Source organism: Bradyrhizobium sp. CCGB01 (assembly GCF_024199795.1).
In the GTDB taxonomy this organism is placed as follows: Bacteria; Pseudomonadota; Alphaproteobacteria; order Rhizobiales; family Xanthobacteraceae; genus Bradyrhizobium.
On sequence record NZ_JANADK010000001.1, the window covers coordinates 6,723,526 to 6,744,923 of the forward strand.

Here is a 21,398-nt window from a genome sequence, read left to right on the forward strand (position 1 = left end):
CGATTCACCGGGTGAAGGCGTCGGCGCAACCATGGATTTGAATACCATCACGACGGTGGCCCATCCGCAAACGCGTGCGGAGCTGCCCGCCTGGACGGCAGGTGATGCTTGGCTCGCCGGCGGCACCTGGCTGTTCTCGGAGCCGCAGGTCCATCTGAGGCGGCTGATCGATCTCTCCGATCTGAAATGGCCGGCGCTGACGATCACCGACGGCCATCTCTCCATCGCCGCGACCTGCACTGTCGCGCAGCTCGACGGTTTCACCTGTCCGCCCGACTGGCTCGCGGCACCGCTGATCGGGCAGTGCTGCCGGGCCTTCCTCGCCTCATTCAAGATCTGGAAGACGGCGACGGTCGGCGGCAATCTCTGCATGTCGCTGCCGGCGGGACCGATGATCTCGCTCACCGCGGCGCTCGACGGCATCTGCACCATCTGGAAGGCCGGCGGCGGCGAACATAAGATTCCCGTCGTCGACTTCGTGACCGGCAACCAGCGCAACCGCCTGACGCCGGGCGACCTGATCCGGCAAATCGATATCCCGATTGCTGCGCTGAAGCGCCGCACGGCGTTCCGCCAGATCTCGTTGGCACCCGTCGGCCGCTCGGCCGCGCTTCTGATCGGAAGCCTCGATGCCGATGGCAAGCTGATGCTGACGGTGACGGCATCGACGGTGCGACCGATCCAGCTATCCTTTCCCAAGCCGCCGGACCCGAGCACACTCCGTAACGCGATCACGCAGCAGATCCCGGATGATCAGTACCACACCGACATCCACGGCAAGCCGCTCTGGCGCAAGCATATGACGCTACGGCTCGCCGAAGAGATTCGCAGCGAACTTCTCGGGGCAGCATCGTCATGAGCTTCGAGGTCAACGGCAAGGCGTTTCCGCAAACACCGCGCGCCGGCCAGTGCCTGCGCACGTTCCTGCGCGAGCTCGGTCATTTCGGGGTGAAGAAGGGCTGCGATGCCGGCGATTGCGGCGCCTGCACAGTTCTGCTGGACGGCGAGCCCGTGCACAGTTGCCTGATCCCGGCGTTCCGCGCCGAGGGGCGCGTCGTCACCACGATCGAAGGGCTTGGCGGCGACGGCGGCGCGCATCCGATGCAGCAGGCTTTCCTCGACGCGCAAGGCTTTCAATGCGGCTTCTGCACCGCCGGCATGATCCTGACCTGCGCCTCGCTGAACCAGGCGCAGCGTACCGATCTCGGGTCGTCGTTGAAGGGCAATATCTGCCGCTGCACCGGCTATCGTTCCATCGAGGATGCGCTGCTCGGCAAGACCAATGTCGACGAGAGCGTCGAGGCCGGTGCCGCCTTCGGCCGCAGCCTGCCGGCACCGGCCGGCCCGGATGTCGTGCGCGGCAAGGCGCGCTACACCTTCGACACCGCCATCGACGGCCTGCTGCACATCAAGCTGCTGCGCTCACCGCACGCCCACGCGAGGATCGTCGCGATCGACAAGACGGACGCATTGCGCGTCCCCGGCGTGCACGCGGTGCTGACACATGAAGATGCTCCGTCGGTCCTGATCTCGACCGCGCGGCACGAGAAGGACTGGATGGACCCCGAGGACACCCGCATCCTCGACGAGGTCGTCCGCTTCATCGGCCAGAAGGTTGCAGCCGTCGTCGCCGAGAGCGAAGCCGCCGCCGAGGAGGCGTGCCGCCGGCTGAAGGTCGACTACGAGATCCTGCCTGCGCTGATCGATCCCGAGTTGGCGATGACGCCCGGCGCGCCCGTCCTTCATCCTGACCGCACCACCGCGAACCGCATCGCCGATCCCCAGCGCAACCTCGCGGCGGAGACGCATGGCGAGTACGGCGATGTCGCAACTGCGCTTGCGACGTCCGCCGTCACCTACGAGGCGACGTTTCACAGCCATCGCGTGCAGCATGCGGCGCTGGAGACCCATGGCGGCCTCGCCTGGCTCGACGCATCAGGCGTGCTCAACGTCCGCACCTCGACGCAGGTGCCGTTCCTGACCCGGCGTGCGCTATCGGACATCTTCGGGCTTCCCATGGACAAGGTCCGCGTGTTCTGCGAGCGCGTCGGCGGCGGCTTTGGCGGCAAGCAGGAGATGTTCGTCGAGGACATTCTGGCGCTCGCTGCACTCAAGACCGGGCGTCCGGTGAAGCTGGAGCTGACCCGCGAGGAGCAGTTCATCGCGACCTCGACGCGGCACCCGATGCGCGTCCACATCAAGGCCGGCGCCGACGCCGGCGGCAAGCTCACCGCGCTCCAACTCGAGGTGCTCTCCAACACCGGCGCATACGGCAATCACGCCGGCCCCGTGATGTTCCACTCGCTGTCCGAGTCCATCGCCGTCTACAATTGTCCGAACAAGAAGGTCGACGGCTTTGCCGTCTACACCAACACGGTGCCGTCAGGCGCGTTTCGCGGCTATGGCCTGCCCCAGACGCAGATCGCGATCGAAGCCGCGATCGACGAGCTGGCAAGCCAGCTCGGTATCAGTCCTTACGACATGCGCCGGCGCAACGTCGTCAAGCCAGGAGACCCCATGCTGTCGCCGCCGCCGTCGGAATTTCACGACGTGCTCTACGGCTCCTACGGGCTCGACCAGTGCATCGACCTCGTCGAGCGTGCGATGCAGGCGGATCGGCCGCAGCCGGACCTGTCGCCGGAATGGCTGATCGGCGACGGCGTCGCCCTGACCATGATCGACACGGCGCCGCCGGCCGGCCATATCGCGGACGCGATGATCGCGCTCAACGACGACGGCGGTTTCGATCTCACCGTCGGCACCGCCGAGTTCGGCAATGGCACCAGCACCGTGCACCGCCAGATCGCGGCGACGACGCTCGCAACCACCGTCGACAGGATCCGTCTGCGCCAGTCCGACACTGCCCATGGCGGCCACGACACCGGCGCCTATGGCAGCGCAGGCACCTTCGTCGCAGGCAAGGCAACGCATGATGCGGCCATGCGGCTTGCGGCCGAGCTGCAGGCGGCGGCGGCAAGCGCGTGGTTATGCGACGCCGCGAGCTGCACGCTCGACGACGAAGCCGTCGTCAGCGGCGTGCGACGGATGTCATTTGCGGAGCTTGCGAAGCTCGCGCGCGAACGCGGCCAGCCATTCGTCGCCAGCGGCAATTCCGACGGCACGCCGCGCTCGGTCGGCTTCAACGTCCAGGGCTTTCGCATCGCCGTGAACAAGGGCACCGGCGAGCTCAGGATTCTCAGGAGCGTGCACGCGGCTGATGCCGGCGTCGTCGCCAATCCCATGCAGTGCCGCGGCCAGGTCGAAGGTGGCGTCGCGCAGGCGCTCGGTGCGGCGCTCTACGAGGAGATGGTGATCGACGCAGAGGGGCGCGTCACCAACCCGAAATTCCGCGACTACCACCTGCCCTCCTTCGCAGACGTTCCGCGCACGGACGTGTTCTTCGCCGAGACGTCCGACACGGTCGGGCCGCTGGGCGCCAAGTCGATGAGCGAGAGCCCCTACAATCCAGTCGCCGCCGCGCTCGGCAACGCGATTGCGGATGCCACCGGCATCCGCTTCACCGCGCCGCCCTTCAAGCCGGACCGGCTATTTCCGGCGCTGCACGAGAAGTTCGGCAATTAACTTCCGCGATAGGTCGAGTAGCTCCACGGCGTGACCAGCAGCGGCACGTGGTAATGGCTTTCCGGGTCGCTGATCGCAAAGCGCAGCGGGATCTCGTCGAGGAACGGCGGGTCCGACAGCGGCACGTTGCGTTCCGCGTAGTATTTGGCGACGCTGAATTTGAGCTCGTAGCGGCCGATCGGCAGCGGACGGCCGCCGATCAGCGGCTGGTCGGTGCGGCCGTCCGCGTTGGTGACGGCGCGCGCGATGACGCGGCTTTCGCCGAGGTTCGCAAGCTCGACCAGCTCGACCGCAATACCGGACGCAGGCTTGCCGGCGTGATTGTCCAGAACATGGGTTGAGAGCAGGCCGTGCACCTTCAGCTTGTCGTCGGCGATGACGAGCTGATCGAGCCGAAGCGCGGAGATGCGGCCGATCTCCTCGATCGCGCGCCGCGTCTCGGTCTTGGCGATATTGCGCAGCCGCGTCTCGAAGTCGCGCAGAACGGAATCCCTGGTGTGACGGCGCACGCAGACGATATAGGGGAAGCCAAACTTGTCGCGATAGGCGTTGTTGACGCGCTCGAACGCCGCGTATTCGGCGTCCGACAGCCGGTCGAGACCGGCGCTGTTCTGCTCGTCGTTCGATTCCGCGGTGAGGCCCGCCGCACGCTGGGTCTTGTTGGCGAGATCGGGATGCGCCCGGATCAGCGCAAGTTGCACGTCGGGCTCGGCGCTCTGGATCGCCGCCATCAGCGCGGCGTGCAACTGGTTGATGCCGGCGAACGGCCGCTTGCCGGCGAGCTGCTCGGCGATCCACGGCGAATATTCGACGACATTGGCGAGTGCAGCGACGAAATCGGCCTTGCTTGCAGCGTTGAGATCGGTGAGCGAAATCTGCGGCATCGTCTCACCCGATCTCGAATGCGTCGGCGGCAAGATGCGCATGCTTGTCGTGCCAGTGCTGCGCGATCTGGAGTCGCGTCGGGACCCAGACGCGATCGTGCCTGCCGATGTAGTCGAGGAAGCGGATCAGCCCGGCGGCGCGGCCGGGCCGGCCGGCGAGACGGCAGTGCAGCCCCACCGACATCATCTTCGGCGCGGTCTGCCCTTCCGCATAGAGCACGTCGAAGGCGTCCTTCAGGTAAGTGAAGAACTGCTCGCCTTCCGCAAATCCTTGCGGGTTGATGAAGCGCATGTCGTTGGCATCGAGCGTATAGGGAATGATGAGCTGCTTGCCGGCCGCGCCCTTGACCCAGTAGGGCAGATCGTCGGCATAGGAGTCGCAGAGATAGAGGAAGCCGCCTTCCTCCATCAGCAGGCGGTTGGTGTTGATCGAGGAGCGCCCGGTGTACCAGCCGAGCGGCCGGGCGCCGGTGGCCTCGGTGTGGACGCGGATGGACTCGGCAATCTCGGCGCGCTCCTGCGCCTCGGTCATGTCCTTGTGCTCGATCCATTTCAGGCTGTGGCTCGCGATGTCCCAGCCCGCCTCCTTCATCGCCGCGACGATCTCGGGATTCCGCTTCAGCGCGGTGGCAACGCCGAACACGGTCGCTGGCCACTTCCGCGCGCCAAACATCCGCCACAGCCGCCAGAAGCCGGCGCGCGAGCCATACTCGAACATCGACTCGATATTGGCATGGCGCTGGCCCGGCCAGGGCTGCGCGCCGAGCACGTCGGACAGGAACGCTTCCGAGGCGCGGTCGCCGTGCAGAATGTTGTTCTCGCCGCCTTCCTCGAAATTGACGACGAATTGCACCGCGACCCGCGCGTTGCCGGGCCACTCCGGATGCGGCGGATTGCGGCCGTAACCGCGGAGATCGCGCGGGTAGCTTGTATCAGTCACTCAGACTTCCTCGAAGCGGATCGGCAGCGCGCCCTTCCACAGCACGCTCTTGCCGAGGGTCGCCAGATTCTCCAGGCCCGAGGTCAGCGTGATGAAGTGATTGCCGGCGAGCTGACCCATCTTGCTGGCGAAGTGCACGCCGCCATAGGCGAGCAGGATCTCGGTCTCGCTGATGCCGCCGGGATAGAGGATGATCTGGCCGGGCGCAGGATAGCTGGTGTGGTTCTCGTAGCCGACGCCGAAATCGAGATCGCCGAGGGGCATCCACACGCCCTCGCCGCTCCAGCGCACGTGGATGATGTGGCTTTCGAACGGCAGCGCTTTGCGGAACGCGGCGACGGTCTTGGGCGCCAGCTGCTCCTCGAAGCGGGCATCGAAGGTGAAATCACCGGCGCGGATAACGAGTTTGCTCATCTCATCTCTCTGGATCGGGGGCGTGGCCCCGCGGGGAATTTTCAAGCAAAGAGCATTCCAGAGGGCTTCGCGCAAGTGGCGCGGCCCCTCACCTGCGGTCGTAGGACCAGCCGAAAATGCCACTCCGCCGCACCTCCGGCTCGGGCTCGGCCACAAGCTGCGGCGCTTCCTTCAGTTCCGCTTGCGGCGCCGGTGGAGGCGGCGCCGGCAGGTTCTCGCATTTCAGGGAGTAGACCAGCTTGCCGTCCGCGGTGCGCCCGATCGGGGCGCAGGGATCCGGATGCGCCGCCGTGGTCTTCGGAGCAAGCTTGACTTGCGCGGTCGCCGGCGCGGCGATCAGGAGAAGGATCAGCAGATATCTCGACATCGTTGTCGCCTGAAAACCGAATTCGGCCCATTGAACCCGATTGCAGGGGGCGAGTCCACCGGCGCTGCGGGGCAAGGGTGCCGAATATTTGGCCGGCACGCGCTCATGATTCTGAGTGGGCTCCAGTCCTTCGTCAAAACGACCTTGGGGCGCTCGGCTGGTTCATAACCGTCATTGCGAGGAGCTCGCGACAGAATTGCCTAGCAATTTTGCGCTGATGCGACGAAGCAATCCAGAATCCCCCTGCGGAAGGATTCTGGATTGCTTCGCTGCGCTCGAAATCCGGGGTGCAAGGTAGCAGCATCGCCCCTCCAGCTCGCATTTGAATCCTGGACACACTGATCCGCTCTCGCGGCTCAATTCGCCCGAGCTCTGCTTCGTCACTCCACCCTCTTGAACCAAGAGGGCGCAGGGAAGGCCGGGTGCCGGCCGGCACCCACGGTCCGCTGTGCGCTTGTAGCGCAAAAGAAATGCACAGCGGCATACAGGTGAAGCCCAACACACGGCCTTCCCTGCGCAGTGGGTTGACGGCTTATGCCGTGCTCTCCCGGGAGCCGAGTTCGTTCTGGCCTCCCTCGCCCCGGCGAAATTCGCGGACACCGCGCCGGTTGACGCGACTGCCGTCTCCGCAAGAGCTTGACCGTAGCAACGACGGCCAGGACCACACGGTTTTGCCGTACGCGCGTTCGTTGGCGCCACAGGGTTCGACGACGTTGTGCACTTTGCCGTCGAAATGTTGGCGAGACGAACTCACAGCGCCGCTCGTCCGCACGAAGCCTCGGGCTCACGGAGAGCAATCCGCCCTGCCCTCAGCATCACGTGCCGACGCTGCCGCGTCCACCGCAACCCGCCTCGCGAAACGCGACGACACAAGATCGCCCCTCAAGATCGAGCCGGGATGCGCGACACATACGCCGTTTCCGAATTTCGGTAAAGTGGAATATTTTGCTGACAGGGGATTGACGGGCAGCGAAACAGGCGGCCGTCGACGGGGCACGTCGCACGGATGCAACAAAGGGGCGGTGCAAGCACCGCCCCTTTGGCAAGCTGCAGAGTACAGCCCAGACAGCCCCCTAATAAGGCTGATAATAACCACGCGGACCGTAGTAGGGACCGCCGCCATAATATCCCTGCCCGCCATAGTAAGGACCCGGGCCATAATAATAGCGGTTCTCGTAATACTCCTGGCGCCGGCTTTCAGCGATTGCGCCTCCGATCAAGCCGGCCGCGACACCCATAAAGGCAAGGCCCGCGGCATTCGGACCACGCCGATAGTAATGGCGCCGCCGGGCTGCACTGAAGTCGGTCACGCCGGACGAGCCCTGTCCTGCCAGAGCGGCCTTTGCGGCTGGCGCCTTGGCCGGCAACGGCGACGCGGCAGCCGACGGCGATACCGAGGCGGCGACCAGGGCGAGGCTGGCGACTGCTGCCAGCACGGTGCTGCGGCCGGTTATCGAACGCACGAGTCCATCACTCATTTCAAAGTCCTCTGTTCTCGCCCAATCAAGAGACATGCAACAACGCGTAACGCGCAAACCATTGAAATAGTTTCATGATCGCGGCAATCCGCCACGTTTGAACGATTGTAAACCGAACCACCAGATGCAGCTTGAACCATCCAACCTGAGCGGATAATGAACAGCCGCGCCGTTTTTCGGTCGCCGTAAGCGTTTCACGTGAACCAACGCATCAACCGACGCCGTCGGGATCGATGCCATTTCGAAGGTTCAATGTGACTGACGCGTCCTTTTCCTCGAGAGAAACCAGATGATTGCGGTTCGCAAACTGCCGGCGCGCTATGCGCCGATCGTGATGCCATTTGTGCTGTCCATCCTCATGACCGCCGTGGTGTCGGTCATTTCGACGCTCAGGAGCCTCGGCGCAACGCCGGCGTTCCTCGCGACCTGGCCGGGCGCCTGGGCGCTGTCATGGCTCGTCGCCTTTCCAACGCTGCTGATGGTGCTGCCACTGGTCCGCCGGATCGTGGCCTGCCTCGTCGCGGCTCCGTCTCAACCAGGCCGCTAGCCGGACGCGGGCGGCGCGCATGAAGCACGCCGTCCCGCTTCCATGATCACCCGACACCTTGGATCGAGCTTCCACTCTTTCATCTCTACCCGTTGCCTTGTCGCGACATCGTCGACTGCTGCTCTACATCGCGGCGCGAACCCTGTCGGAATGCTCCTATCAAGTCGCTCACCGCAGCGATTGACTGGCAGATCTATGCACTAACCGGCAGCCTACTCTCGCGCCTCGCAGGGCTCGATCATCACGCGGATGGCTATGGGCGCCATACGATAAGCGGCGTGGTCCGCCTCGCGCTGGTGCGGCTCCGGCGAATTCGAAAGCGGCATATCCGCCATCTTCCTCGGCGCGATGCCGGCGGTAGTTCTCGGCAACGTCGGCACCATCGATGTGGGGGCGATCGTTACCGTGAATGTGGCCGCGACTACGGGCCCGTGTCGATCGCGACTATTGTCGCGCCGATTGCAGCTGGACCGGGGCCGCCCGTCGCACCGCCGCATGCGGTGACGACGTTGCCGGCGCCGGCTTGCGCGTCTGAGCCGCAGCCGGACGTGGCGCAGGCACTGGTGCTGCGCGTTTCTTCTGCCCCGCGTTCGACCGGTCGGTCGTTTTCCCGGCGATCTCGGGCATCTTGTTATCCGACGTCTTGCTTTCAGACGCCTTGTCCCCAGGCATCTTGGCGACCAGCCGCGCCATCTGTTCCTGGCCTGCTTTCAATTCATCGGCAAGCCTGAGATTGTCGAGCGACATTTGCTCCTGGTTCGCTTTCAATTGCGCCTGGCTCTCCTTGAGCTGATCGATGCCTTGCTGCACGTTTGCGAGATCGCTCGCCAGCTTCTGCAGCAATTCGGTCAACTCCGGCGGGAGCGTGCTGCCGGTTGACGCGACGACCTCCGGTACGGTTTCGGCGGCAGATGCCGGTTGCGGCGACGCCTCGGCCAATTGAGCAGTCGGGCTCGTCTCAGCTTCGCGCACCGGCTCTGCTTGCAACTGCGACGACGTCGCAGTTTGCAACGGCGCCCAACCTGCGATCATCTGCCTGACCGTATCACCGTGGGATGATTGCGAGACGAAGGCAGCGATGCCGATCCCTGCAGCCAGCCCGAGACCGGCGAGGCCGCGTAGCGCTGGTCCGCCACGCCGCAGGCGACTGCGCATGGCATCGCGCTCCAGCTGGGCAAGCTGCTCGTTGGCGCGCGCGATCTCTTCATCCACGCTCTTGATTTTCTCGAAGGTATGCGTGAGCTCCGCGTCCATGCGCGCGGACAGCGCATACGGCTCGATCGGTGTCGTTACGGAATTCATTGGCGCTCCTCTTCGCAGCCCAATGTCGCCCGAAGGCGTCCGTCACATTTGCTTGCCCCGATCATCGCTGACGCGATTTGTCCAAAGCAAGACGCCTTCAAGGAAATTCGGAGGCCGGGGGACTACGGGTGCCATGCCCCCTCCCCCAATACCTCCTCGATCCCGAGGCCTCAGACCTTTACGACAACGCTCCCAACACCCCGCGCGTCGCCTTGTCGATCTCTTCGACATAGCGGCGGCGGACGAAGTTCTCGGTGAGGAAGCCGACCACCTTGCGGCTGTCGGTGGAATCGACCACCGCCAGCATCTCGGCCTCGGCCTCGTCGAACACCGCCATCGCCGACTTCACGTTCATTTCCGGGATCAGCACGATCTCGGTCAGGCGCGCGAGCTCGATGACCTGGATGTCGTCGGCGATGGTGTCGAGATCGCTGGAGAACAGGTCGGGCAGCAGGACGAGCCCGACATATTCGTCCGCATTGTTGACGATGACGATACCGGGCCGCGAGCCCAGCGCGAATTCGCGGCGGACCGCGGCGATCGTCGTGGTCGACGGCACCTTGCCGACATCGGAGCGCATCAGCCGCTCGACGGTGAGGTTGCGCAGCCAGCCCACGTCATTGGCGCTGCGGATGGTCTCGCCGCGCAGATGCAGGCGCCAGGTCGAGAACGAATGGCCGAACATGAAGCGGACGCAGATCGAGGTGACGATGCAGCCGGCCAGCACCACGGCCGTGACGTCGACATTGCGGGTCATCTCGAGCACGAGGAACGACATGGTCAGGGGACCGCCGACGATGGCGACGCCGAGCGTCGCCATGCCCGTCAGCATCGCGACCAGCGGGTCGATCACGAAATTCGGACTGATCAGCAACAGCACCGCGGCAAAGAATTTTCCGATCAGGCTGCCGACGAACAGCGAGGCGAAGAACAGTCCGCCGCGGAAACCCGAGGCGAGCGAGATCAGGCAGGCCGTCACCTTCAGGGCGATGATCAGCGCGATCAGGCCGATCGTCATGTCGTGAAAGAGATCGAGCACCATGGCGCCGTGGCCGGCCGCCAACACCTGCGGCGTGACGATGGCGAATCCGCCGACGATGAGGCCGCCGATCACCGGCCGCAGCCAGATCGGCAGCCAGGCGAACAGGCGCTCGAACATCGAAGACGAACGCATCACCGCGATGCCGACGCCGCTGGTCACGAGCGCGAGCCCGACCAGTGCCAGATATTGCTCGATGCCGACCGAACTGACCTTCGGGATCTCGAGGGAGTACGGCGCGCCGCCGAGCCATTGCGCGGTCAGGGCGCCGGCCAGCGAGGCCGCCAGGATCGGCGCGGCGCTGCCGACCGAATAGACGCCGACGATCAACTCGCAGGCATAGAAGGCGCCGGTGATCGGCGCGCCGAACGCCGCCGCGATCGCAGCGGCGGCGCCGCAACCGACGATCAGGCGCAAATCGTTGCGGCGTAGATTGAAGAACTTGCCGAACAGCGAGGCGATGCCCGAGCCGATCTGGGTGTAGCCGGCCTCGAGGCCGACCGAGGCGCCGCAGCCGTTCGAGATCAGCGTCTGGCTCGACACCACCACGCTGTCGCGCATCGACAGGTTGCCACCGCGCAACGCGTTGGCCTCGATCGGGTCGACCGCATTCGAGATCTTCATGCGCCGCCGCGACCATTCCATGATGCCGAGCGCGAGTCCGCCGAGCGCCGGCGCAATCAGCGCCGCCCAGGGACTGACGCGCGTATTGGCGGACAGGCGGACGTCGATTGGAATGCCATAGATCACCACGTGCGCAATCTGCGCGATCTCGGCCATCAGCGTCACGACCGCGCCGGCCAGCGTGCCGATCACGAGGGCAAGCGGGATCAGGTAGAATTCGTTGCTGCGCAGCAGCGCGCGCAGCCGAACCATGGTGCGGTTCGACCCCTTGCGATCGACGAGATGTCTGATCCGCACGAACACCTTTCCGCCCTAGCCTTCCGACATGCCGTAGCCGGCCATGCGCTGGCGGACACGTTCGATCTCGTCGCTGGGGAGCAGCGGCGGTTTCCCGATCTGGAGGCAGCCGTGATACTGCCGCGCCAGCGTTTCGACCTCGACGGCGAGCCACATCGCCTTGTCCAGCGTCTTGCCGAGCGCGATCATGCCGTGATGATCGAGCAGGCAGGCATGCCGCCCCACCAGCGCCCGCAACGCATGCTCGGAGAGCTCCGCCGTACCGAACGTGGCATAGGGCGCGCAGCGGATGCTGTCGCCACCGGCCGCCACGATCATGTAGTGCACGGGTGGAATCTCCATGCCCATGATCGCCAGGATGGTGCAATAGGTGGGATGGGCGTGGACGACAGCGTTGACGTCGTCCCGCGCCCTCAGGATGTCCAGGTGGAAGCGCCACTCGCTAGACGGCTTCTGGTCGGGCGCATGCGAGCCGTCCATCGCCATGAACACGATCTGGTCCGGCGTCATGGCATCGTAGGGCGTGCTGGTCGGCGTGATCAGAAGCCCGTCCGCATGCCGGACGCTGATATTGCCCGAGGTGCCCTGGTTGATGCCGAGCGCGTTCATGCGGCGGCAAGCGTCGATGATGGCCTGTCTCTTTGCGAGCTCGTCCGCTGTCATCGACATCTCGGTTTCTTCTCGATTTCTTCTCGATTTCTTGGCGATGGGCGCTTGTTAGACCCGAAGTACGTCAAAGCAATATGGCAGTGCAAGAGAAAGCGGACCGGATGAGGTCCCGTCGTGCCGGCTGTACCGTTACATCAGGAAACCAGCTGTAAAATCAGCACATTAGCAGATTGTCGCAGGTTCAGGAAAAGCTCGCCCTGACAGCCGCGATTCCGTTGATCACGAACTGCACCGAATAGGCCGCGAGCAGCATGCCGAGCACCCGCGACAGGACCGCGTTGCCGGTACGCCCGAGGGTGCGGGCGATCAGGCCCGCAGAGACGAAGCACAGCATGCAGAGCAGACAGACCGCGACCACGACAGCGATGATGATCGCGAGCCTGGCCCCATAGCCGGCATCGCCCGCCAGCAGCAGAGTGGTCGCGATCGCGCCGGGACCGGCCATCATCGGGATCGCCAGCGGAAACACCGCGACGTCGGAGGCATGCTCCGAGGTGGCCTTGTCGGCCTCGCGCGCCTCGCGGTGCGGACGGTCGCCGAAGATCATCTGGTAGGACACGCCGAACAGCAGCAGTCCGCCGGCGATCTGGAAGGCGGGGATGCCGATCCCGAGCTGGCGCAGCAGCCAGTTTCCGATCAACGCGATGACCACCAGAATCGACGCCGCGATCAACGGCGCGCGCAGCGCGATCGTGCGCTTGACCTTGTCGGGCATCCCGCCGGTCGCGGCCAGGAAGGCCGGCGCAAGGCCGACGGGATCAACCACCAGCAGCAGCGTCACGAAGGCGGACAGGGCGAAGTCAAGCATGGATCAGGCGTCTCGGGCGGGCGTCACTCGGGCGACCAGCCATAGCGGCTCGCGATCGCCTTCGCGAGGAACAATTGCTTTCGAAGAGTCTTTATCGCGAGAGGAATGAGGAAGGGCATGCCTTCCCGTGTCGCCTCATGAGGAGGATCTATGGCTAAACGAGCAAAGAAACGCACCACCAGGAAGACCGCCGCGCGCCGCCCACGTCAGGCGCCGAAGATGCTGAGCGACCTGTTCCTGGAAACGCTGAAGGACATCTATTTCGCCGAGAACAAGATCATCAAGACGCTGCCGAAGATGGCCAAGGCCGCGCATTCCAGGGATCTCGCCGCCGCCTTCAACAAGCATCTGCGCGAGACGCAGGGCCAAGTCAAACGTCTCGACCAGATCTTCAAGATGCTGGGCAAGCCCGCGCGCGGCAAGCCCTGCGAAGCGATCAACGGCATCACCGAAGAGGGCGCCGAGATCATGAAGGACTTCAAGAACGCCCCTGCCCTCGACGCCGGCCTGCTCGCCGCGGCGCAGGCCGTCGAGCATTACGAGATCTCCCGCTACGGCACGCTGCGCACCTGGGCCGAGGAGCTCGGCATGCCCGACGCGGCAAGGCTGCTTCAGGCCACGCTGGATGAGGAAGAGGCGACCGATCACACCCTGACCGAGCTCGCCACCTCCGTCATCAACCTCGAGGCGGAAGAAGGCTACCGCGCGGCCGCCTGATACGCGCGCCTGCCCTACTGTTGCCTCCGACGCCGCGGAACATCTCCGCGGCGTCGATGCGTTAGAGTGCAAGGGCCTCTTCCGGTCCGTGGGGCCAGGCATGCTCCAAACGCGCGATGCTGGAATTTTGGGGAACCATCCCCATATCCTCGTTTTCCAATCGCAGCGCCTTCCCCGAGTTTTGCCATGCAACCCAAAAATCCCCTCGACTGGATGCTGTCCGAAGCCCTGGACTCGCTGACCCGCGCCGAACGGCTGCGCCAGCAGTTCGGTCGTCAGGACGCCTGCTGGGAGCCGCCGATCGACGTGCTCGAGACCGAGCATGAGCTGCTGATCCTGGTGGCGCTTCCCGGGGTCAATCCCGACAATGTCGAGACGGTGATCCATGACGGCGTGCTCGTCGTCTCCGGCCAGCGCACGCTGCCGCCGGAGCTTCGCAACGCCCGCATCCACCGCCTCGAGCTGCCGCAGGGCCGCTTCGAGCGGCGCATCGCGCTTCCCCTTGGCCGCTACGCCATCAGCCGCTTCGTGATGGACGGCTGCGTCGCGCTGCGTCTCGCCAAATCCTGAGGTCGATCATGGCCACCGAACAGATGAATAACGAACAGACCAACTCTCAGAGCAATTCCGACGTGAAGATCCCCGAAGACGCGCTGATCATCATCCCCGTGCGCGAGATGGTGCTGTTTCCCGGCGCCATCGCGCCGATCGCGATCGGCCGGGCGAAGTCCATCGCCGCCGCGCAGCAGGCGCTGCGCGAGCAACGGCCGGTCGGCATCGTCCTGCAGCGCAGCCCCGAGATCGAGGAGCCCGGGCCGGACGATCTCTACCGGGTCGCGACCATCGCCAACATCGTGCGCTATATCACCGCGCCCGACGGCACCCATCACATCGTCTGCCAGGGCGTGCAGCGCGCGCGCATCCTCGACTTCCTGCCGGGGACGCCGTTCCCGGCTGCGCGCATCCAGCAGATCCCAGAGCCGACCACAAATTCGCCCGAGATCGAGGCGCGCGCGCTGAATCTGCAGCGCCAGGCCATCGAGGCGATCGAGCTGCTGCCGCAGTCGCCGCCCGAACTGGTCGCGATGTTCCAGAGCACCACCGCGCCCGGCGCGCTGGCGGATCTGGCGACCTCGTTCATGGACATCAAGCCGCAGGACAAGCAGGAGGTGCTGGAGACCATCGATCTCGCCTTGCGCGTCGAGAAGGTGTCGAAGCACCTGGCCGAGCGGCTGGAGGTGCTGCGCATCTCCAACGAGATCGGGCAGAAGACCCGCGCCAGCTTCGACGAGCGGCAGCGCGAGGCGATCCTGCGCGAGCAGATGGCGACGATCCAGCGCCAGCTGGGCGAAGGCGACGGCAAGGCGGCCGAGGTCGCCGAGCTGACGGCTGCCATCGCCAAGGCCAACATGCCGCCCGAGGCGGATGCGCATGCGAAGAAGGAGCTGCGCCGCTATGAGCGCATGCCGGAGGCTGCCGGTGAAGCCGGCATGGTCCGCACCTATCTCGACTGGCTGATCGAGCTGCCCTGGGCGCTGCCCGCGGAGAAGCCGATCGACATCACGGAAGCCCGCCGGATCCTGGATGCCGATCATTTCGGCCTGGAGAAGATCAAGAGCCGGATCATCGAATATCTGGCGGTGCGCAAGCTGGCCCCGCAGGGCAAGGCCCCGATCCTGTGCTTCGTCGGCCCGCCCGGCGTCGGCAAGACCTCGCTCGGCCAGTCCATCGCGCGTGCGATGGATCGCCCCTTCGTGCGCGTCAGCCTCGGCGGCGTGCATGACGAGGCCGAGATCCGCGGTCACCGCCGCACCTATATCGGCGCACTGCCCGGCAACATCATCCAGGGCATCAAGAAGGCCGGCACGCGGAACTGCGTCATGATGCTGGACGAGATCGACAAGATGGGCCGCGGCGTCCAGGGCGATCCTTCGGCTGCGATGCTGGAGGTGCTCGACCCCGAGCAGAACGGGACGTTCCGGGACAATTACCTGGGCGTGCCCTTCGACCTGTCGCGCGTGGTGTTCATCGCGACCGCCAACATGCTCGACCAGATTCCGGGTCCGCTGCTGGACCGCATGGAGCTGATCAGCCTCGCCGGTTACACCGAGGAGGAGAAGCTGGAGATCGCGCGGCGCTATCTGGTGCGGCGGCAGCTGGAGGCCAACGGCCTTTCGGCCGAGCAGGCCGAGATCGAGCCGGAGGCGCTGAAGCTGGTGGTCAAGGGCTACACCCGCGAAGCCGGCGTGCGCAATCTCGAGCGCGAGATCGGCAAGGTGTTCCGGCATGCCGCGGTGCAGGTCGCAGAAGGTACGGCTGCGAAGGTCGTGGTGACGCCGAAGGACATCGCCACCGTGCTCGGCCAGCCGCGCTTCGAAGGCGACATCGCGCAGCGCACCAGCATTCCGGGCGTGGCCACCGGCCTTGCCTGGACGCCGGTCGGCGGCGACATCCTGTTCATCGAGGCCTCGCGCGTGCCCGGCCGCGGCGGCATGATCCTGACCGGCCAGCTCGGCGACGTGATGCGCGAGAGCGTGCAGGCGGCGATGACGCTGGTGAAGAGCAAGGCTACGCAGCTCGGCATCGATCCCCAGGTGTTCGAGAAGAGCGACATCCACGTTCACGTCCCTGCGGGCGCAACCCCGAAGGACGGGCCGAGCGCGGGCGTTGCGATGTTCACGGCGCTGACGTCACTGCTCACCAATCGCACGGTGCGCAGCGACACCGCGATGACCGGCGAGATCTCGCTGCGCGGCCTGGTGCTGCCGGTCGGCGGCATCAAGGAGAAGGTGGTGGCTGCGGCCGCCGCCGGACTGAAGCGGGTGATGCTGCCGGCGCGCAACAAGCGGGACTACGACGACATCCCGAAGAGCGCGCGGGACAACCTCGAATTCATCTGGCTGGAGCGCGTCGACGAGGCCATTACGGCTGCGCTCGAGCCGGCTGATGCCAAGGTCGAGGCGGCGGAGTGAAGGTGATGAAGAAACTGCTGGAAAAAGCGAAGCGATCGCGGAAGACGCAGCGGCTGCGCCAGCTGCTCGATCGTGCCATCGACCGGGTTCGCGATGCGCTGGCGGCACCCGGGCCGCGGCTTCAGCCCGTTCCGGTCCGGGTGAAGCGCCGCAAGGGTTGAGCCCTCCGTCTCGAGCCCTTGCGGCAGCCCCAAACAAAAGGCCCCCTCCTAACCGAGGGGGCCCTTGCGTTGTTAGCCCACGGCGTCCTTGGCGGCCTTGACCGGGCGGGCGCGGACGATCTTCCGGGCCGGCTTGGCCTTGAACATCATCTCTTCACCCGTGAACGGGTTGGTACCCTTGCGCGCCTTGGTCGCGGGCTTCTTGATGACCACGAACTTGGCGAAGCCCGGCACCAGGAACAGGCCGTTCTTCTTGAGCTCTTTGTGACCGACATCGGTCAGCGTCTCCATGACGCTCTTGACGTCGCGCTTGGAAAGCTCGGTGGCGGTCGCAATCTTTTCGATCAGCTGCGATTTGGACATTTGGGTTGGCATCGTGTCTCCTCTGATTCGTTGCCGGTTGCATACTAGACCAACCGTTGAAGGCTTAGAGCCTTCTGCACAGTTTTGTCGCGGTTTTACGGGCTTTTTTGGCCCTCTCGGGCAAAAAACCCTGCTTTTCAGCGGCTTCCAGAGCGGAAGGAGCCTCCGGCAGCGGTTTTTGCCTTGTTTCAAAGGCCCGCACGTCGCCTTGCTAAAGCTGATTCGCTGCTTTCGACAAGCGACGACCGGCCTCTTTGCCGGAGGCCGGTCGCGATTCACCCTGAAAAATAGGGCTAGACGCGCTCGATGATGACGGCCGGAGCCATGCCACCGGCGGCGCACATGGTGACGAGACCGCGCTTGAGGTCACGCCGTTCGAGCTCGTCGAGCACGGTGCCGATCAGGATCGAGCCGGTGGCGCCGATGGGATGGCCGAGGGCGATCGAGCCGCCATTGACGTTGACCTTGGCGCGGTCGAGCTTGAGGTCACGGATGTACTTTTCCGCCACCACCGCAAACGCCTCGTTGATCTCGAACAGGTCGATGTCGTCGATGGTCAGCCCCGCCTTCGCCAGCACCTTGCGCGTGGCCGGCACCGGCGCGTTCAGCATCAGGGTCGGCGAGTCCCCCATGTTGGCCATCGCGACCACGCGCGCGCGGGCTTTCAGGCCATGCGCCTTGGCATAAGCGGGCGATGCAAGGAGGATCGCGGCAGCACCGTCGACGACGCCGGAGGAATTGCCGGCGTGATGCATGAAGTCGATGTTCAGGTCCGGATGTTTTTGCAGGATGAGACCGCGATAGGTCGTGCCCTTGTCGTCGAGCGCATAGTCGGCGATCGCGGGGAATGCCGGCTTCAATGCGGCCAGCCCTTCCATCGTGGTCTGCGGCCGCGGGTACTCTTCATGGTCGAGCGCGAGGCTGCCGTCCTCGCGATGCACAGGCACGAGGCTCTTCTTGAAGTAGCCGTTCGCCATCGCATGCGCCGCACGCTTCTGGCTTTCGAGGCCGAGCGCGTCGACGTCCTGCCGCGTGATCCCTTCGAGCGTCGCGATCGCATCGGCACAGACGCCCTGATGCGACTGCGGATGCCGCGCACGCAGGCGCAGATTGCCAGAGTCCATCATCATCGGACCGCCGCCGCGGCGCCCTTCCATCGACATCATCTCGCAGCCGCCGGCGATGACGAGATCTTCGGTGCCCGACATGATCGAGGCCGCGGCCATGTTGACGCTGGTGATGCCGGAGCCGCAGAAGCGGTCGAGCGTCACCGCGCTGGCGCGCACGTCGTAGCCGGCATCGAGCGCCGACATGCGGCCGAGATCGCCGCCTTGCGTCGCCACCTGCGCGCTGCAGCCCCAGACGATGTCATCGACATCGGCGGTGTCGATGCCGGTGCGGTCGGCGAGCGCGCGCAGCACGGTTGCACCGAGCTGCTGCGGATGAATGCCCGAGAGTGCTCCCTTGCCGGCCTTGCCGACGCCTCGCGGGGTCCGGCAGGCATCGATGATCAGCGCATCGGTCATGGGCGTTGTCCTCTTGTTATGAGTGTTGAGGACGGTTTTGAATCAGGGGGTGGGCGGAGTCAATGTGCGGCGCAGACCCTTCTCACCCGGATTTTCCGCTGCGCGGTTTGCGCACGAAAGCCTCCGCAACCTCATGGCCCGGCTTGACGGCGTCTGAACGCAATGGAAGCGACTACACCCCCGCCGCGTTCTTCGCGATCACGTTGCGGTAGAAGCTCGCGCTGAGCTTCGGTGTACGCACCTGCGTGTCGAAATTGACGTGATAGAGCCCGAACCGCTTGCCGAGCCCGAACACCCATTCGAAATTGTCCAGCAGGCTCCAGAGGAAATAGCCGCGTACCGGCACGCCTTCGGCGGTGGCGCGCTGGAGCTGGGCGAGATAGTTGCGCAGGTACATGATGCGGTCGGTGTCGTAGATCTTGCCGTCAGGCGACACCACGTCGTCGCTGGAGGTGCCGTTCTCGGTGATGTAGATCGCATCCGTCTTCCAGATCTTCGCCGCCAGCTTCGGCACCCAGTAGATCGTCTCCGGCGCGATCCGGAGCCAGTCCGAACTCATATGCGGGAACGATTTCGGGATCGGCAGCGGCATGAAGCCTGCGCCCTGGTCGGAGGGCACCACGTAGTTCTGCGGCGCGTAGATGTTGAGGCCAAGGAAGTCGACCGGTGAGGAGATGATCTTCAGCTCGGCGTCGGTGTATTTCGGCGCATTGGCGCCCGCATATTTCAGGAAGGCGTCGGTGTATTGGCCCGTCATGATGACGTTGAGATAACCGGCATTCATCTCGCGCAGCGCAATCTCGGCGGCGCGGACATGCTCGGGCGTGTCGATCGCGGGAACGCAGACGTCGATGTTCTCGGCCGGCCCCACCCGTGTGCCGCGGCGGCCACGGGCTCGCACCGCCTGCACCGCGATCCCGTGCGCGAGCGCGCTGTTGTGCCTGATCTGGTTGACCTCGGCCTGCGGCAGCGTCACGCCCGGCGCATCGATGCCGAGGCCATAGCCGAACTGGACGAAGCGCCCGCTCTCGTTCAGCGTGAATACGTTCTTGACGCGATCGGTCAGGCGCTCGGCGACATAGCCCGCATAGTCACCGAAAATCTTGCAGGTCTCGGTCGAGCGCCAGCCGCCAAAACGGTCCTGGAGCGATTGCGGCAGGTCCCAGTGATAGAGCGTCAGCCACGGCTCGATGCCATTCTTGAGGAGCTCGTCGACGAGGCGGTTGTAGAAGTCGAGCCCCCTAGGGTTCGGCTTGCCGTCGCCATCCGGAAACACCCGCGGCCAGGCCACCGAGAAGCGATAGGCCTTGCAGCCGAGCTCCTTGATGAGCGCGATGTCCTCCTTGTAGCGGTGATAATGCTCAACGGCGCGATCGCCGGTGGTGCCGTCCTCGATCTTGCCGGGGATGCGCACGAACTTGTCCCAGATCGAAGCCCCTCGCCCGTCCACATTGACCGCGCCCTCGACCTGATAGGACGAGGTCGCCGTGCCCCAGACAAAGCCCGCCGGAAAGCCGTCCATGCCTCGCGGCGCCGCCGCCCGCTTGGCCTCGGCGGCCTCCAACGGATTTGCCAGCCCGGCCGCGGACAATCCCGCCAGCGTGGCAAACTGGCGACGCGAGACCTTGTCCGACATTGATGCTGCTCCGAGGGTGATGCTGATGCTGCGGCACAATGGCGCGTCGCAGGCGGTTTGAGAAGACGTGAGGCCGGGATTTGCAGATGCAGAATTGCGGCACACCGACCCACCACAGAATTTACCTCAATTAACCTGCAAAGCTCTCCGTTCTCCAGCAAGTTTTGCGTCGAGCCATGTCGATCAAGCGATGGAGACGGAAGATGAGCGAAGAGACAGACCTCGAGACGACCGGCATTGGACGCCGGGATGTTCTTCTCACGGCCGGAGCCATGCTGGCAGGAATGACGGCAGCCAATCCGGCGGCTGCGAATGCCCAAGGCGCTCCCCGCCCCGCTTCGGTCGCCCGCGATTCCGCGCCGCTCGGCGCGCGGCTGCAAGGCGTCCAGCATTTCGGCGTGACCGTGCAAAACATGAATCGCGCCTTCGAATTCTACACTGAAGTGCTCGGCGGCACCGAGATTTTCCGCGACGGTGACTTCCAGGGTGAACCGATCCACAACACGCTCTTGACCGATCAGGAAATCGAAGCGCGCGAGCGTCATGTCAACCCGCGCACGATCGGGGTTCCCGATCTCAGGGGCGGCACCCAACGCCTGGACGTGCGCTTCGTCCAGTTCGACAACGTCGTGATCGAGCTTCTGCAATATCGCGACGCCGGTCAGCCGTCGGGCAGCGGCGACAGCTTCGCGGAACCTCGCGATCACATGAGCCCGGCGTTTCCGCGCTCCATGCACATCTGTTTCTACGTGAGGGATGACGTCGACTTCAACAAGTTCATCCATGACCTCGAAGCAGAATCGGCGCGCCGCGGCATGACGCAGGTGCGGGCCAATCGTGTGATCACCGTGACGTCCGAGCAGCAACGCCGCGCCGCCCCGATCGAGGCGAACACCAATCGCATCACGCAGGGCCTCTCGGAAGGCTGGGAGCTGATCTACTGCAAGGGTCCCGAGGGAGAACAGCTTGAATTCGTCAAGGCCCTGGGGCCGGTCAAGAAACGCTTCAGTGACGCGCTCGCCGCCCGCCAGCAGCGGGGCTAGAGCAGCACGACGCCTGTTCCTGTGAGCCC

20 protein-coding genes are annotated in these 21,398 nt (G+C 65.0%); 8 read left to right on the plus strand and 12 right to left on the minus strand.

Annotated features, from left to right (window positions below):
• Nucleotides 1–31: 31 nt before the first annotated feature.
• A complete protein-coding gene (locus NLM25_RS31480) occupies nucleotides 32–859 on the plus strand; it encodes an FAD binding domain-containing protein (RefSeq protein WP_254139603.1) in 828 nt (275 codons plus the stop codon).
• Nucleotides 856–3,582, plus strand: a complete 2,727-nt coding sequence (locus NLM25_RS31485; protein WP_254139604.1) for a molybdopterin cofactor-binding domain-containing protein — start codon at nucleotides 856–858, stop codon at nucleotides 3,580–3,582. The genes NLM25_RS31480 and NLM25_RS31485 overlap by 4 nt, the downstream gene beginning before the upstream one ends.
• On the opposite strand, the gene uraD is transcribed toward NLM25_RS31485, so the two are convergent.
• From uraD to NLM25_RS31510, 5 genes are all read right to left on the minus strand, one after another.
• On the minus strand, nucleotides 3,579–4,466 hold the full coding sequence (gene uraD, locus NLM25_RS31490) for a 2-oxo-4-hydroxy-4-carboxy-5-ureidoimidazoline decarboxylase (protein WP_254139605.1): 888 nt from the start codon (nucleotides 4,464–4,466) through the stop codon (nucleotides 3,579–3,581). The genes NLM25_RS31485 and uraD overlap by 4 nt on opposite strands.
• A gap of 4 nt (nucleotides 4,467–4,470) precedes the next feature.
• Nucleotides 4,471–5,406, minus strand: a complete 936-nt coding sequence (puuE, locus tag NLM25_RS31495) for an allantoinase PuuE (RefSeq protein WP_254139606.1) — start codon at nucleotides 5,404–5,406, stop codon at nucleotides 4,471–4,473.
• Nucleotides 5,407–5,820 (minus strand): DUF3830 family protein, encoded by a 414-nt coding sequence (locus NLM25_RS31500; RefSeq protein WP_014493672.1) that lies wholly within the window; start codon nucleotides 5,818–5,820, stop codon nucleotides 5,407–5,409.
• Nucleotides 5,821–5,908: 88 nt separating this feature from the next.
• Nucleotides 5,909–6,187 carry a hypothetical protein gene (locus NLM25_RS31505; protein ID WP_254139607.1) on the minus strand — a complete coding sequence of 93 codons (279 nt, stop codon included), beginning with the start codon at nucleotides 6,185–6,187 and terminating at the stop codon, nucleotides 5,909–5,911.
• Nucleotides 6,188–7,260: 1,073 nt separating this feature from the next.
• Nucleotides 7,261–7,665 carry a hypothetical protein gene (locus NLM25_RS31510; RefSeq protein WP_254139608.1) on the minus strand — a complete coding sequence of 135 codons (405 nt, stop codon included), beginning with the start codon at nucleotides 7,663–7,665 and terminating at the stop codon, nucleotides 7,261–7,263.
• A gap of 289 nt (nucleotides 7,666–7,954) precedes the next feature.
• Here NLM25_RS31510 and NLM25_RS31515 point away from each other — a divergent pair, with 289 nt between their 5' ends.
• Nucleotides 7,955–8,212, plus strand: coding sequence for a DUF2798 domain-containing protein (locus NLM25_RS31515; RefSeq protein WP_254121583.1), 258 nt, complete (start codon nucleotides 7,955–7,957; stop codon nucleotides 8,210–8,212).
• A gap of 444 nt (nucleotides 8,213–8,656) precedes the next feature.
• Here NLM25_RS31515 and NLM25_RS31520 read toward each other — a convergent pair whose 3' ends face one another.
• The 4 genes from NLM25_RS31520 to NLM25_RS31535 form a co-directional block, all read right to left on the minus strand.
• Complete coding sequence (locus tag NLM25_RS31520; RefSeq protein ID WP_254139609.1) at nucleotides 8,657–9,466, minus strand: hypothetical protein; 810 nt, start codon at nucleotides 9,464–9,466, stop codon at nucleotides 8,657–8,659.
• A 226-nt stretch (nucleotides 9,467–9,692) separates the two neighbouring features.
• Nucleotides 9,693–11,480, minus strand: coding sequence for a chloride channel protein (locus NLM25_RS31525; protein WP_254121585.1), 1,788 nt, complete (start codon nucleotides 11,478–11,480; stop codon nucleotides 9,693–9,695).
• A gap of 9 nt (nucleotides 11,481–11,489) precedes the next feature.
• On the minus strand, nucleotides 11,490–12,143 hold the full coding sequence (locus tag NLM25_RS31530; RefSeq protein WP_254139610.1) for a class II aldolase/adducin family protein: 654 nt from the start codon (nucleotides 12,141–12,143) through the stop codon (nucleotides 11,490–11,492).
• Nucleotides 12,144–12,324: 181 nt separating this feature from the next.
• Nucleotides 12,325–12,951, minus strand: coding sequence for a MarC family protein (locus NLM25_RS31535; protein ID WP_254139611.1), 627 nt, complete (start codon nucleotides 12,949–12,951; stop codon nucleotides 12,325–12,327).
• 150 nt (nucleotides 12,952–13,101) lie between these two features.
• Between NLM25_RS31535 and NLM25_RS31540 the strand changes: the two genes are divergently transcribed.
• The 4 genes from NLM25_RS31540 (at nucleotide 13,102) to NLM25_RS31555 (ending at nucleotide 16,801) form a co-directional block, all read left to right on the plus strand.
• Nucleotides 13,102–13,668: a ferritin-like domain-containing protein gene (locus NLM25_RS31540; RefSeq protein WP_254121588.1), complete on the plus strand. Its 567-nt coding sequence runs from the start codon at nucleotides 13,102–13,104 to the stop codon at nucleotides 13,666–13,668.
• A 186-nt stretch (nucleotides 13,669–13,854) separates the two neighbouring features.
• Nucleotides 13,855–14,238, plus strand: a complete 384-nt coding sequence (locus tag NLM25_RS31545; RefSeq protein WP_254121589.1) for an Hsp20/alpha crystallin family protein — start codon at nucleotides 13,855–13,857, stop codon at nucleotides 14,236–14,238.
• An 8-nt stretch (nucleotides 14,239–14,246) separates the two neighbouring features.
• Nucleotides 14,247–16,640 (plus strand): endopeptidase La, encoded by a 2,394-nt coding sequence (gene lon, locus NLM25_RS31550; protein ID WP_254139612.1) that lies wholly within the window; start codon nucleotides 14,247–14,249, stop codon nucleotides 16,638–16,640.
• Between the two features lie 5 nt (nucleotides 16,641–16,645).
• Complete coding sequence (locus NLM25_RS31555) at nucleotides 16,646–16,801, plus strand: hypothetical protein (RefSeq protein WP_254121591.1); 156 nt, start codon at nucleotides 16,646–16,648, stop codon at nucleotides 16,799–16,801.
• A 72-nt stretch (nucleotides 16,802–16,873) separates the two neighbouring features.
• Here the strand turns inward: NLM25_RS31555 and NLM25_RS31560 are convergent, their stop codons facing one another.
• The 3 genes from NLM25_RS31560 to NLM25_RS31570 form a co-directional block, all read right to left on the minus strand.
• A complete protein-coding gene (locus NLM25_RS31560; protein ID WP_014493658.1) occupies nucleotides 16,874–17,176 on the minus strand; it encodes an HU family DNA-binding protein in 303 nt (100 codons plus the stop codon).
• 281 nt (nucleotides 17,177–17,457) lie between these two features.
• On the minus strand, nucleotides 17,458–18,690 hold the full coding sequence (locus NLM25_RS31565) for an acetyl-CoA C-acetyltransferase (protein WP_254139613.1): 1,233 nt from the start codon (nucleotides 18,688–18,690) through the stop codon (nucleotides 17,458–17,460).
• A 172-nt stretch (nucleotides 18,691–18,862) separates the two neighbouring features.
• Nucleotides 18,863–20,326, minus strand: a complete 1,464-nt coding sequence (locus NLM25_RS31570; protein WP_254139614.1) for a GH1 family beta-glucosidase — start codon at nucleotides 20,324–20,326, stop codon at nucleotides 18,863–18,865.
• 203 nt (nucleotides 20,327–20,529) lie between these two features.
• On the opposite strand from NLM25_RS31570, the gene NLM25_RS31575 reads away from it, so the two are divergent.
• Nucleotides 20,530–21,369 (plus strand): VOC family protein, encoded by an 840-nt coding sequence (locus NLM25_RS31575; RefSeq protein WP_254139615.1) that lies wholly within the window; start codon nucleotides 20,530–20,532, stop codon nucleotides 21,367–21,369.
• The last annotated feature ends 29 nt before the right edge of the window (nucleotides 21,370–21,398 follow it).